Consider the following 15,230-nt stretch of genomic DNA (forward strand, 5'->3'; position numbering starts at 1 on the left):
CTTGACTACTCTTGTTCAACTATTTTCTTCGCTACTATTGCCAAATCAGCAACATCAATCGTACCGCTTCTATCGAGGTCAAGTCGTTTCACAGCATCCCACTCCGAACTGCTCGAATCTATGCCATACTTCGCTGCGATAATCGCTAAGTCACCAATACTCACTTTGCCATCACCATTCACGTCTATAGATAATTCCGTATTTACTCTGATCTGAATGGTTAAGGTTGCCGGTTGGAGCACGGATTCTTCCCCTTGACTGTCACTTATTATCGCTTGAGTAAGCCGGATAACTCCCGCTGTGTCTTGTATTACATCTGCTGCTTTGAAACCAAGTTCAACAATTTCAGCATCGCTAGTAATCGGATACTGACTACCCAAACTTGCCAAGAGAACCCGTAGCTTACCGGGAGTACTTGTAGTTGGTTCATTGATAATAATTACGCCTTCCTGCAGAGAGCGGATTGAATCTGGAAGGTATTCCATGACAGCCGGATCAAATTCAAAGGTAATATCCTGTGCATACACATCACTGGAGACACTGGTGATGCCATACTTCACGGTAAAAGACTCTCCCGGCGCAACAACCTTCTTACTCCCTGCTAAAGTAGCTGAAGGCGTAGCATTGGATGCATCTGCATTCACTACAGGGTTCGTAAAAGATACACAGCTTAAAATCACGGCGATCATGGTCATTATTACCGCCTTTTTGTAACATCGATTACTGTTCAAATTCTTCTCACCTCATTTTTATAATTTTGTTCAGGATGTCAGCCTCTGTTAGAGATTTACGATTTGTTTCGCTAATTGAGCAAGATCTGTAATATCGATCTTACCGTCACCATTCATATCCGCACGCTTCGCTTGCTGCCAATCAGGACTTGATGAATCTTTGCCGTAGTGTGCAGCAACGATACCCAAGTCACCAATACTGACTTTTCCGTCGCCGTTAAGATCGCCTGATACTCCTGTTTGCTCTGGTTTCACTTTTACAGAGATTGTGGCTGGTGCAGTTGTGGTTTCTGTTCCGTCTTCATCACCTAGCAGTACTTCTGACACACTGATATTAACGGTAACCGTCTCCGATACTTCTTTTGCCTGGAATGTCAGCTCGGCAATTTGTTGATTTCCGCTTAATCCGTGTTCCGCACCTTCACTCGCCATAATCAAACGAAGCTTTCCAGGTGTTTTAGTTGTCTCTTCAACAATCGCAACACCTTGGATCAGTGATTTAGCAGATACATAATCCATACGGTCAGCATCGTACTGAATGGTGAGGTCCTGTGCAAATACCTTCCCGGAGATATTGTTCACATCATACCGGACAACAAAAGGCTTGCCGGCAGTAACGGATGCATCAGCACTCAATACGGCTTGGACTTGAGCCGATTCCTGCTTCACTTGATACACCGTAATCTCAGCTGCGGATGCGAATTCACCCGCGCCTTTTACAGCTTCCAGCTTAATGTGAGTCGCTTTCACCGGAGCGAAATTCACTTCCTTAAGCTGTTTGTTTCGCAGCCAGTTCCCGCTTGTCATGAGCGTGTAATTCACACCATCGGTGCTTGTGTACACGTTGTAAGCAGTAATTGTGCCATTACCTTCATCCGGCCGAGGTAAGTATCCTAGCTTGCTGATGGTATACTTTCCGCCCAGATTCACCATTATCGACTGCGGAAGTGGATCAACGTTAAACCACTTCGTATGCCAATGTGTATCCGGATCGCCATCCAATGCCAAATTCGGATCGTTTTCGCCTGCTTCATAGCTCGTAGCTTCTGCACTCATTTGACTTTGCGGAATTTCGGTTAGGTTGCTCTGTCCAGTGACCGTCACCACACTTGTTGCTGTAAATCCGCCTTCTTCCGTCGTCGCGGTAATCGATGTCGTGCCCTGCCCTTTTGGTGTGACCAATCCCTTACTGTCCACGCTGGCAACACCAGGATCGCTGCTTACCCACTTAACTGTCTTATTACCAGCATTCTCAGGCTCAATGACCGCTTTCAATTGAACCGGGGCATCCAACGCCTTAAGTGAGAGGGCCTCACGGTCAAGCTTTATGCCAGTAACCTTCTGTCCGTCTTCCAGTGGGATGCCGAACAGTTTAAATTCACGAACAGCAGCCTTTGATTGAGCATCAGGCCGTCCGGTGATCGTAATTCTAGCGAATCTACCCTGGCTTCCAAATGTATCCTGAATGGTGCCAGTTTCCTGATTATTCGTTCGATTCGTTACCGTAATCCAATTGGAGTTCGCGGTTTCCCGAACTTCAATTTTGTACTGATAAGCCTTGTTACTATGCTCAAAAGAAACCTCGGAGGATTTAATGGAATGCATCATACCAAGATCAACCGTCCAGCTAGTACCATTGTTCGTATCCGCCGCTGACCAGAATGTGTCCATATCCCCATCATTAGCAAGGCCAGCCGGATGCGCTTGATCCGTACTGTCTGCTGTAGCAGGTTTGCCTTCTGAAATCAAACGGACTTCAGGTGCTGCCTTCGGCGCCTCGTAGACATCGACCTCCGAAGCCGAAGCGAATCCTCCAAGTGCAACAGCTGCTTCAAGCTTCACATAGCGGGCGGAAACACTATCGAAAAGGATGTATTTTTTCAAGTTGTTTCTGAGCCATGTACCACTGGATACCTTCGTATATAATTCTCCATCCGTGCTGACGTAAAGGTTGTATGAGGTAATGGTTCCGTTCCCAGCATCCAGACGTGGTGCATACCGGAATTGGCTAACATTGCGAACCTTACCTAAATCGAGAATGATGGATTGCGGGAGCTTATCGGATCCATCCCATTTCGTATGCCATGCGGAATTCCGGTCCCCATCAATCGCTTTAGCTGCTTCCGCACCAGGCTGGAAGCTTTTCGCTGAGGCTGTCATCTCATTTTTAGGTATCGCTGTCGGTGAAGGCTGTGATAGATCACGGTACAGATTGATCTCTGCAGCAGATACGACACCCCCAACAGCTTCTGTCGCTTCAAGCTTCACAAAAATAGCTTCTACTGTATCAAAATTCACCGTCTTCTCTAGTTTGTCTTCATTCCATTGTCCACTGCTTACGAGCGTATAGTTAGTTCCATCCTTACTCGTATACAGCTTGTAACCTGTAATTATGCCGTCTTTGCCACCATACTGTCTTGGCAAGTATTTTATTTTATTCACATACTGTTTAATCCCCAGGTCTAAAGTGATGCTCTGCTTACTTCCAGCATTTGCTGAAGAAAGCCATATCGATTCATAGCTGCCATCCAGCACATTAGCTGCTGGCGTATAAGAAGCCGCATTCGTTGCAGTTGCAATCATATCTTCCTGTGGAATACGACTTGGGTCTGTGTCCACCTGAGGCAGCTCAATTTTGACAGCATCTACTAGTGGAGTCGTATCTGCTGTAAATCCTGCGACTTTCACAACAAATTCCTTATCAGTGGATATGGATGGTGTTTTAATGTACAGGATGCCGCCTTTGTCTTGCTTAGCATAGTACCAGCCACTTGTTGCTCCATCCCATGCTGCTTTGGACTGCAATTCAGGATAGGATGTTCCATCTACAGAAACAGCCTCCGGGTGATCTGGCATATGGATTGTAAACTGATTCTTACGTGACTCCAATTTGCCTTTATAGTCACCTACGCTTGCTCCAACCTTGATAATCAAGTCTCCACTCCCTTGCTCAGGAGCGGTGGAGGTTATTAATGTTTTTGCAAATTTGCCTGTACGATGCTCCTTCGATGTACCATCATCTTCATACATCGTAAAGCTTGAGGATTTATAAGGATATATTTCATAAGTAATTGGATCAGGAGGAACCTGACCATCGTATAACGATTCAGGATACATCGGGATGATTGCTCCACCCTTTACTAGAAGCGGCAAACGATCCAGTGGAGCATTGTATTCGTCTAACATTTTTGAACCGTAATGTTCTTCTCCTGTCCAGTAATCGATCCATTTACCTTTCGGAAGATATATTCCGTTTCGCATTGTCGTGTCGGTATAAACTGGTGCAACCAGGAACGATTCCCCGGACATGAATTGATATTGTGTTAACGTTCCCTTCGAGTTCGGATCATTCGGATAAGAATAGATCATTCCCCGCATGATCGGGGCTCCGGATTCGTAAGACTCATTGAGATAGGTATAAAAGTATGGTGTCAATTGCTGTCTGAGCTTCAATGCCTCTCTGTTATAGCTCGTATAAGGTTCCCCCCATACCCAAGGCTGCTTATCTTTGGCTGCCCAACCAGACATGTTCATCAGGATTGGAGTAAAAATCTTCCACTGCAAGTCTCGTACGTAGGTTTTAGCACTACCTCCGAATATCCCATCAATATCACCGGTTGAGTATGGCATCCCAGATAGCCCTGCCCCGATCATCGACGGGATATGGTATCGAATGTATTCCCAGCTGCCCGACTGATCTCCGGACCATACGGTAGAATATCGCTGGGTACCTGCCCAGCCACCAACGGACCAGACATAACCTCTGTCATCAGAGTTATCTTCAATTCCTGTAAACGCCTGTTTGCTGGCACCCAGGGCGAAATCGTATCCAGGTCCCACCCAGGCAACGTCGAGTTTAGCCAGCCTCGTACCCTCTACACCAACTTCCTGTGCGATTTTATCAACACCATTTTGAGTCCATAATCCGGTATAGAAACCTTCCTTATGTAGTTCGTCAACGGTGTTGCCTAGATTCGTATAACCGCAACCATATCCGTCATTCGGTAAAATCCAGGCTCCTGGCATATCGTTTTCCCGATATTTTTTGGCAATAAGGTTAACGACATCGGAGGTCTTTTCTGGATCTCTGTTGTAACAATCCGCATCACCAAGTCCCATACCCCAACGAGGAATCAAGGACGGTTTACCTGTAAGATCTGTATAAGCGTTCAAAATATCTTTCATTGTCTCACCGTAGAAATAATAAGCGTCAAACCGATTTTCGTTATGCGTCAGCTTGACGGTCGAATCAAAATCATAAGTACCGCTTTGAAAAGTGTTACGAAGCACTCCGTATCCTGCAGTACTCAAATAGAATGGTGCAGGATTCGAAACTGTACCGCTTCCCCAATCCCCATAGTTGTTAGCGATAGTAATTTTGCGATCACGATGGTTGAAGAATCCATTCTGCATACCCCCGCCGTAGAAATATTCATCCTCACCCCGGATAAGCTGTTGTGAGGCTGACTGTCCGTTATAGTTCAATCCAGCAGATTCTTCCCACACCACCGTTTGGTTGTCACTTTTGTACATGGCGAACTTTAACGGATTCTTGTAGGCTCTCAGCACGAATTTCCCTGTTTCCATCTTGTAATACATGCCTTCATCAGACCACTTTACATTAACAGGTCCGAAATTATCCTTGATGACAATTGGCTCAATCGGCTTTTCCGCACTTTTTCCTGCCAATTCTTTGAATTGCCCATTCACACCAAGCCAAATCCGGAACATATCCTCCCGCTCAAAAATTACTCTAATCTTGTCAGAGCCTGACGTGATTTCAAAAGTCTTATTATCTTTCTTTACGAAGTCAGAAATGTTGCCAACGGAAGCCCCATGGGCGCTTTCCGGGCGAATCATGAGTCCTGTAATCACAAGGATCATGATTGCAAGCCTCCACATACCAAAGCGATTATAAATGGTTCTCAAACCATTCCCTCCATTCAAATGAAGCGGCAAGACAGGATACAGCATCAACTGTAGTTTGAATTCCTTGTCTTGCCGCTTAGATTCATGTTGCTATTGGTCTTCGTTTATTACTGCAATATTTTCTGTGCGATAAATGCTAGATCACTAATGTCTACCTTACCGTCCTTGTTCACATCAGATTTCATGAACTTGTTCCAATCCGGATCAGCTGATGTTTTTCCGTAAGCAGCCGCTGCAATGGACAAGTCACCGATAGAGAATTTACCATCTCCGTTAAGATCACCGATCTCTCCAGAAGGTTTAATGACAGATTCCAAGAATGTGTTCAGTGCAGTAGTCAGATCAAGGATCGACTGATCTACTTCGGATTGTTCAGCACCGGTATTATCAGCTATGCCTTGAGCTTTACGAATCACATCTTGAAGCACTGCCTTAGAACCAACTGGATATTGCCCTTCCTCGGTACCTTCTTCTGCCGCATCGAGTTTACTTTTCGCATTGGAAATAAGAATAATAAGAGCTTCTTTATTAACTGTTGAGCCTTTCTTGATCAGTACTTGATGTGAACCGCCAGACAGCTCTTTCTCTTCACCGAGACTATTTGCAATCTGCAATTTAGCAAGTACAATCGTCGCAGCTCCTTCTTTCTCTGCTGCACTCGCACTAAATCGAAGTCTTAACATGTCTCCCTTAGCGTCGTTACCCTTCGGGTTCGCAAGAATGATACGAACTTGACCCGAAGTTGTTAATTCATTAACGATCATCGTATTCTCACCCGCTTTTTCGGCAGATATATACTCGAGCTGGGCTGGATCGTACGTGAAAGTCAAATCCTGGGCGTATGCTTCCTGTGGTGTATTGCCGAGGCTGTAGACCAAGTCAAAGGTCTTACCAGCTGTAACTTCATCAGGGCCTGTAAGATGAGAATCCGGTTCTGGTTCTGCTTCATCTTCTTTGATCAACTTGGCGTCCGCCCAGTCACCATGGTCCTCCTCGTTACCGTCACCGTTATCTAGGACAACAAGCTTTAATTCCTTGACCTTACTAACGTCTAAGCGAACTTCTTTGGCTGGTGTAGCCGCTCTCATTAATCCACTGTCATAGGCTTTTTTCCCGTCAAGAAACACCTGGAATACGATCGTGTTCTTACCAGCAGCCGTGCTGCCGATTTCTTGGTCAACCCCGACAATAGTTTCGAAGGCTGTGAAATGTTTTCCGCTCAGATCGTAAATGATTTCTGAGTCCGCATGCGTACCCATACCTTTTTCGTAAGTGTCGACTCCAGAGGATCCCATGAGGCGGATCGGCTGGCCTTCCACGCTCTTATCCTTCTGTACAGTCATCCATCCTGACGTTGCACTTTTCCAATCCATATCGCTGAGGTAGTAATCCACCACATTAAACTTAATTTCATAGGTTTCAGTAGTCTTTCCGTCGGCAGAGGTTGCAGTAACTACAGTTGTTCCGGTTAGATCTTTAGCCGGTTTGATACCAATCACAACGCTTTCGCCTGCAGCATCAGCCGTAACTACAGGCACCTTCGTTGTGCCACGAAGCACATTGTAGGTATAACTGGTCTTCTCTGGATCAAATCCCGCTAAAGCTTTCCCGTCTATTTTAATCGTCCCAACAAGATGGACTGTGGAGACCCCCTTACTCAAGCTCATGAGATCGGTTGTGTTAGACGGAATAGGTCTAAGCGTATAGCTGTAGTTATACGTCTTATTAGCTAGAAGCATATACGGAGCATGAGGTTTAGCTCCCCAGCTGTTGTCTCCTCCGAGTCCCATCTGCTTATAATTCAGTCGAAGTGTAATATCTTCTCGATATGGCACTTCATGTGGATGCTTTGGACCGTCAAGGTCCTCTGGTGTATGATGCAAAGCATTGGCTTCGATGGTAGGACTTCCAATGGCCATAAGTCCTGCTCCATCGTTATTGGTCAATGCAACCCAGCGTACATCCGTTTTATTACCTGTTTCTGAAGGCTCAATATAAGGAAAAAACTGATCTTTAACTTTACCGCTATATTGACCAACATCCGAACCTGAATTACGGTCCTGATAATTCTCTTGTGGACCGCGTCCGTACCATGTCATCTGCTCAAATTGTCCCGGAATCGTCATGAGATTACCGACTTCAGGAATTTCAGGCAGGCTTGCACCACCCGGCTTCAGTTCGCTGGCTACCTTAATATCTCCATTTCCAAAAATTGTATAAGAGGTCTTATACGTAGATACGGTTGATGTAGGGAGTGTTTCTTCAACATCGATTCGCACAGCCTTTTCTCCGATTTTGAATACCTCAACACGGGTGACAGATCTATTCTTTCCTGCATTTTTCCAGGTTGCCGTTCTGCCCGGATGGCCATTCCCTTTATCATTGTCGATAGGGGCTCTCCAAAAATTCGGCACAGGTCCATTATTAATCAGTTCAGTCCCGTCGTAGCGGAATGAATCAAGCGTGCCTGTTGTTTTATTAAATACAATCTCCATATCTTCCGCAGATACGCTTACACGTTCCGTAGTCTCATCCACTTTCAAATCTGACATTGTTGAAAGATCAAGTGCCGATGAATGGTCTGAATCCACTGGAAGTTTAAACTGCTGTTTAGCAATTTCATGCCCTTTTTTCGCCCAAAGTGTGTCCTTCTTCAATTTAAAGCTAATATTCATCCAGTACTCCACACCAGGCTTAGAGGAAGGCAGCTTATACGGAAGGGTCACCTGTTTCGAGGAAAGTCCCGGTACATTCAGGGATGACGCATCGATAACTCCCTGTTCAATCAACTGATTATCCGCTCTAACTTCCCAGGTTCCTTCGTACGCATTAAGATTTGTGAACAAGAACTCATTTTTAAGCTCGATCGTTCCAGCACTCAAATCAATGGCCTTTACCAAAATATCTTGATACACCTGCTTTACTTCCCATAGCTCAGGCTGAACAACCCGGTCAGCTGTAATCAGACCATTCGCCATGAAATTACCGTCATTAGGGGAATCTCCAAAGTCTCCCCCGTAGGCAAGATACTCCGTCGATTCAAGTGTCTCTGATTTAGCATCCTCCGGATTAAAATCCATCCAGAGAACCGTGCTGCTATCCGCAGTCCGTCCATTATTATTCAGCTCTTCAAGGGTTAGTCCCCTGTTGTAGATACGAACCTTGTCAAACATCATGTTAGAAGACCTGCCCATTTCCGTATCTTTACCAATTGCAAGCGGATAGGTGCTTGCTGCGATATTGCCTGTAAATGCCCTTGTAGCAACAATTTTTCCGTCTACAAAAAGCTTCAGATCTGTTCCGTTATACGTGCCAGCCACATGATGCCAATTGTTCAGCCAATTCGTGGGCAAATCCGCAGTAGCAGCTGTCCATACACCGTTTCGGTAAACAAAAAATTCGAGCTTGTTATTCCCGTTCATTTTTAATGCAAACTGTGTATCCCCTTTTGCCACAACCGGACTGTTCGCAATGTTGGCAAGCGGCTTCACCCATGCTTCCAACGTTAACGGCCCTGTAAGATTAAACTTGGAGTCATTAGGTAGTGTCACAGAAGGCGCAGCACTTTTGCCAGGTTTTAATACACCAACTACATCACTCTCATTAGAGGCGACCACGCCGGTATAATCCGCTTCGTAAGAATGAGTAGCATCAGTTAGATAGGTTCGCTCAGATGGTGTACTTACCCGAACCGCTTGATCTACCCAGTCCCAAATATATCCACCTTGCAAGTTCGGATATTTGCGTATAAGATCCCAGTATTCTTGCAGATTTCCAACGCTGTTCCCCATTGCGTGAGCATATTCACACAAAATGTATGGTCGTGGATCACTGCCTTTCGCATACGTCTCTACCGTCGTAACCGGAGAGTACATCTGGCTGACCATATCGGTAACTCTCGGATCGTTATAACCCTCATAATGAATGGGCCGAGTGGGATCCAGACTGCGAATGTATTCAGATTGTGCGATAAAGTTAGATCCCGAACCAGATTCATTACCAAGTGACCAGATCAGAACGGATGGATGATTCTTATCGCGCTCTACCAGACTCGCAGAACGATCCTTGACATTCTCTAACCATTCCGGTCTATTCGTCGGAACTGAATTCCAGACCCCATGTGTTTCAAGGTTCACTTCGTTTAAAATATAAATGCCATAACGGTTAGCAAGATCATACCAAAACGGATGGTTCGGGTAATGGGACGTCCGCACAGCATTCACATTGAACTGTTTCATTAATTCGATGTCTTTAATCATGAGATCCAGATCGAGCGTCCGCCCCGTGTCTGGACTTGTTTCATGACGATTCACACCTTTGAGCAAGATCGGCTTACCATTCAGCTTCATCTGCTGCTTACCGCTACCGCCTTCCTCAACCTCAATTTCAAACTCTCTAAACCCAACTTTTGTTCCAGCAGCTTCGATCACACGTCCACTTGAATCTTTTAGACTGAAGACAAGAGTATATAGATTCGGAGCTTCGGCGGACCATTTCAGCGGATTCTTCACTTGTTTCGATCCACTAACCTCCATCTCAGACTTTCCATTCAATTTGGCATCCATTGTGATTGGCTCTTGAAACACAGGTTGTTCGTTCGAATCGAATAGCATTGCTTCAACGGTATGACTACCCGGTACTGCATTAATTAAATTACGAACATCTACCTTTACATTCAGAGAAGCGTCTTTATACTGTGCATCCAAATCAGTCACTACCGTAAAATCTCTGATCTGAACGGATGGAGTGCTATACATGAACACATCCCGAATGATACCGCTAAGACGAAGGAAATCCTGATCTTCAAGCCAACTTCCGTCTGACCAACGATACACCTCAACCGACAGTTTATTCTCTCCTGCCTTCAAATAAGGGGTAATGTTAAAGTCCTTGGCTGTAAAGCTATCCTCGCTGTAACCGACCTTTTGGCCATTTACCCAGACATAAAATGCACTTTCCACTCCCTGAAAGGAGAGGAATACCTGTCTGTCGTCCCAATGATCAGGCACTTTAAATGTCAGCTGATATGAACCTACCGGGTTGTATTCCGTTGGAGCATATGGCGGTTGAACATTTGTGCTATTGCCATTGCCCCAGAAAGGATAGGTAACGTTCGTATAAATCGGAAAATCGTATCCCTGGAGCTGCCAATCCCCAGGAACTTTTATTTCCTCCCATGCGCTTGTGTCATAAGTTTCTTTGTAAAAATCTACCGGCCTGGAAGCTGGATTCTTCGCCATGTTAAATTTCCATTGTCCATTCAAGGATTGGTAATACGGCGAAGGGTTCTCCAGCATAGCCGATATCATATCCGCGCCTTTCAGTGCGGAGCCGGCGTCACCATATGGAATAAATGAAGCATGAGCGGGTTCACGGTTGATCTGGAAGACATCCGGATTGTTATTCCATTCCGGATCATCTGCCGAGTCAGCCGCATTCGCTTGAAGTCCGGTAAAGCTCGTGGAAATCATGAATATGAATAATAAGCACAGCATAGCCCGCTTTAGCTTCATATGATTTTTCACCGTCCACTTCATTTAATAAGAGAGATAATACAACCTTTATTCAATAACAATGTCTTTAGCTATAAGCACCAGGTCCGTCAGATCGACCTTGCCGTCACTATTGATGTCTGCCCGTTTCGCCTTATCCCAATCTGGGTCGGCTGAAGTCTTACCGTAGTTAGCGGCGACAATAGCCAGATCGCCGATGCTGACTTTGCCATCACCATTCAAATCCTTAGAAAGCTCTGGCACTGTTGATGTGGTGAACTTCACCTGAACCGAGGAAGTGGCTGCGCTTATTTCCTGTCCTTCGCTATCCCCAAGCGTTGCACGCTTTACAGCAATCTGTCCGGTTTGGGGTTCTGTCAGATCTTTAGCCTTAAAGGTAATCTTTGCTAATTCAACATTCCCTTTAATCGCACTCCCTGAACCTTGACTAGCCAGAATCAGACGCACAATGCCTTCAGTATTCTTCGTCTCAAGGATACCCACGCCGTCCACCAACGCATTAGCGGATACATAATCCATTAGTGAAGTGTCGAATGCAATCGTGATATCTTGTGCATACACCGCCTCTGTAACATTGTGTAGGCCTAACGTTATATCGAAATTCTGACCATAAGGAACGGTTTGCAGAGCAGCTAAGCTTGTTGCTGCTTCATCTGAAACCTCCCTTACCACTGTAATCTTGCTCACCGCTTTATATCCGCCGGATACAGTAGTTGCTGTAATATCAGCGGTTCCTGCCTTTAACGCGGTTATGACAGCTTTCCCGCCTTGAACTTGAACAGTCGCAGTTGCTTCATCGCTGCTGCTCCAGGTCACCTGATTATTCGTTGCATTCCCTGGTTGAAGTGACGCACTTAGCGTTTGTGTTTCTCCGGTCTTCATCGAAATCTCAGCTTTATCCAGCTTGATACCGGTTACCGGAACTTCAGGAACGTTATTGTCGTACATAAAATTATCAAATACGGTAACTGAAGGACCAAATACTCTAGCCCCCATTTTCCCCGCATCTGTTGGGATCTGTGCAATTGCTGCCTCAAAATAGGTCGTTCCATTGACAATCAGCGTTACATGTTTCCCTTCAAACTTCACTTTTACTGTTGATGTCTTGCCTTTTTTCAATTGAGCGGCCTGAGCATTAGTTAATAAACCATAGGAATCCTGAGCGTTCACCCAGTACCAAGCACCTTGATCAAAGCCTATAGAAGCCCAAGCGTCATTATTGACATAACGTAAAATAACACCCGTTCGGATAACATCACTCTGTGGTGTAATCTTAAACTCGATCTCACCATCTCCAATGATCGGAGATTGCTGATCGATAAACAGATTATTTACACTATTCGAGGTGAATTTAACGGCATGCTCACCCGCTTGATCAGGTGCTTCCGCAAGCTCCATACGTCCGACACCTTTACCGATAACATGCTCCCAGCCTTCGAGCGAGTTATTCTCAAAGCTTGCTGAATATCTCACAGGCGCTGGAACTTCTACAGGATCGTCGGGGTTAGGAGCGTAGACTTCAAATTCATACATGGAGTAACCGTAGGTTCCCGCTCGCTTCGTACCTAACATTCGAACATATCTCGCTTGTTCAGTTGGGAATTTGACAATCTCTACTCCGCCAACGCCTGCGTTAGTCGTATAAACGTCCCGCCAATTCTCCGCATTATCGGATACTTGAACTTTATAGCCTTTGGCATAAGCACTTTCCCACTTGAAAATAACCTTGCTAATGTCTGTACTTTGGCCTAAATCAATATAGATCCACTCGTTGTCGGTATATTTAGAGGACCAGCGTGAAGCACCCGTATCAACCTCATCCACTACAAGACTAGCCGGAAATTGAGGTACCTCGACGGAAGAAGCTACTGCTGTTTTGTGCGCAGCTAAATTGATGGTCCAAGCGGGTGATCCTGCTTCCTCCGCAATTTCTTTACCGGACAGCACCCGATTAAAAATCTTAAATTCATCCAATCGTCCAGTGAATGCTTTGGATGAGCTGCCGATTATAGCCGCAGGTAGCATGCTCGTTACTGAAACAGATCCTTTTAGATCCCCGTCGATATACAGGGAGGTTCCATTTAGATCTCCTCTGAAGGCAACATGTACCCAGCGCCCAACCGGAATCGCTGCATTAAAGCTGTAATCATAGCCCTCTCGGGTGAATCCGGCATTTGGTGACTCTTTCTGCTTCAGCTTAAGTGCACCATATTCGGATTCCATCAGAATCTTCTCATCCGCTTCTTGTTGATCATCAAGCTTAACCCACGTGGAGACCGTCCAAGGGAAGCCCTTTATTTGAAGCGGTGTTTGAATATGATCTGAAGTCCCTGCAAACCGTAGGCCTTTTCCTGTTTTTCCATCATCCACGCGAGTAACGCCAACTCCTAATGTAGCATCATAAGAATTTCCGGACTGATCAGGAACCGTCAGCGCGCCGTCTTCAAATGGATAATGAACAACAAGATCACCGACCGTATTCACTTCATGTAATAAATTCGTTCCAGGACCCTCGCCTAGCTTCACTGACAACTGCTGGAACTCGGTGAATGTGCTATCCGTGGACTGGCCTCTCCACATTTTTTCCGCAAGGACAGGCATCGCTTTCTTCACACGGTCGTGGACATCCGCCTCACTGACTTTCTTGCCCATCATATCGTTCCAAGTCCCGAACATCGCACCGAGCAGGTTCGGATCACCCTCCTGCAGCTTCGTGCTTCCACCAAAGTTCGTAGGGTCCCAGTTATTAAACAACCATTGTGAATCCAGATAATCATGGTAATATCCAGCTTTCGGTACAATGTAGAGCGTGGAATCAACCGTATTAATAATTTTGAATCCATCTCTCATCGATGCCACTGGATCTTGCCATCCGTTATTCCAGGCGTTTACAGCAATATCCTTATCAACAACCGTTGTACCTGGGAATGCACTCAAGCTGCCCCACATTCTTGATTTCTTCCCCTTACTCTTCATGTGTTCATTCATCGTGTTCAGAAACTCGCGATACTTCTCAAAAGTAGTCCGGTCATTAGGTGCGAATTCATCGCCTCCAAAATGAACCGTTTCTGAATCAAACCATTCCCCATCTAAATATTCGTCCCACACATCCTTGATGAAATCGACCGTTTCCTGACGTGTAATATCCAGATGATCGACAGGCAAATTATCCTTAACCAGATCTGGTCTAACCTTTGTAAATGAAAGAGCATGACTGGGGGTATCAATTTCCGGTGTGATGTTAAGTCCCCGTATTTTGGCGATGTCCTGCAATTCACGCATATCCTGTTTCGTGTAGTAACCATCCTTTGCCGTTAATTCCGGGTATTTGGTACTTTCTAAACGAAAAGCCGTATATTTGTTCCAATGCTCCCGGCTGTTATCCTTAAAAATTTCGTTATCGTTCAAATGAAGCTGGAAATCATTCATTTTGTAATAGGACATAAATTTAGCGTAATCCTTCAGGAAGTCTAACGTGAAAAACTTGCGTCCTACATCAAGCATAAAACCGCGTTCTCCATACTTAGGAAAATCCTTCGCTACCCCTTTTACAATGCTGGTCTTCTCAGGATCTTGCTCCAAAATCTGTAGTGCCGTTCTTGTTGCATAGAACACACCGGTCTCGGTGTTTGCATGTATTTCCACATAATCTCCTACTTCAAAGTAGTAGCCCTCCTTGCCAATCGATTCATCAGCTGTCTTATCGAGCCTAAGCAGGAAGTCCCCTTTAGAAGCAGGCTTATTTTGAACAATTGGTAAATCGTATCCAGTTAATTCTTTAAGATCCTCTTGAAAGACCTCTGCGGTAGCTGGTAGTTCACATAAACATTCACTCGTGGGGATTACGATTCTGGAATTGTCAGTCATCTTGAAGGAACCACTACCGCCAGTCCACTCTTGTAAACTTGGTATCACTTTTGGTTTAGCGTTCTCAGCTTCAGCCGCTGCTGCAAATTGTAGTGGAATAGAGTAAAGCACTAGACAAAAAACTGTAAAGCCGTACAACCATTTTTTCATCTTCATCCTCCTACGAGTCAAATCATCCCTTCTGAAAAAA

At 45.3% G+C, this 15,230-nt stretch carries 4 protein-coding genes; all 4 read right to left on the bottom strand.

Going from position 1 to position 15,230, the window contains the following annotated elements; all coding sequences use genetic code 11:
- Window positions 1-5 precede the first annotated feature (5 nt).
- The 4 genes from M2444_RS11115 to M2444_RS11130 all read right to left on the bottom strand — a co-directional run bounded on the left by M2444_RS11115 (window position 6) and on the right by M2444_RS11130 (window position 15,190).
- Window positions 6-695, bottom strand: coding sequence for a cohesin domain-containing protein (locus tag M2444_RS11115; protein WP_094877008.1), 690 nt, complete (start codon window positions 693-695; stop codon window positions 6-8).
- 84 nt (window positions 696-779) lie between these two features.
- Entirely contained in the window at window positions 780-5,660 is a 4,881-nt protein-coding gene (locus tag M2444_RS11120) for a discoidin domain-containing protein (protein WP_280786964.1), read from the bottom strand.
- A gap of 107 nt (window positions 5,661-5,767) precedes the next feature.
- The gene (locus M2444_RS11125; protein WP_280786965.1) at window positions 5,768-11,173 is read right to left on the bottom strand and encodes a glycoside hydrolase family 2 TIM barrel-domain containing protein; all 5,406 of its coding nucleotides are present in this window, start codon (window positions 11,171-11,173) and stop codon (window positions 5,768-5,770) included.
- Between the two features lie 48 nt (window positions 11,174-11,221).
- Window positions 11,222-15,190 carry a family 20 glycosylhydrolase gene (locus M2444_RS11130; RefSeq protein ID WP_280786966.1) on the bottom strand — a complete coding sequence of 1,323 codons (3,969 nt, stop codon included), beginning with the start codon at window positions 15,188-15,190 and terminating at the stop codon, window positions 11,222-11,224.
- Between the last annotated feature and the right edge of the window lie 40 nt (window positions 15,191-15,230).

It is taken from the genome of Paenibacillus sp. PastF-3 (assembly GCF_029893135.1).
Taxonomy (GTDB): Bacteria; Bacillota; Bacilli; order Paenibacillales; family Paenibacillaceae; genus Paenibacillus_AQ; species Paenibacillus_AQ nitricinens.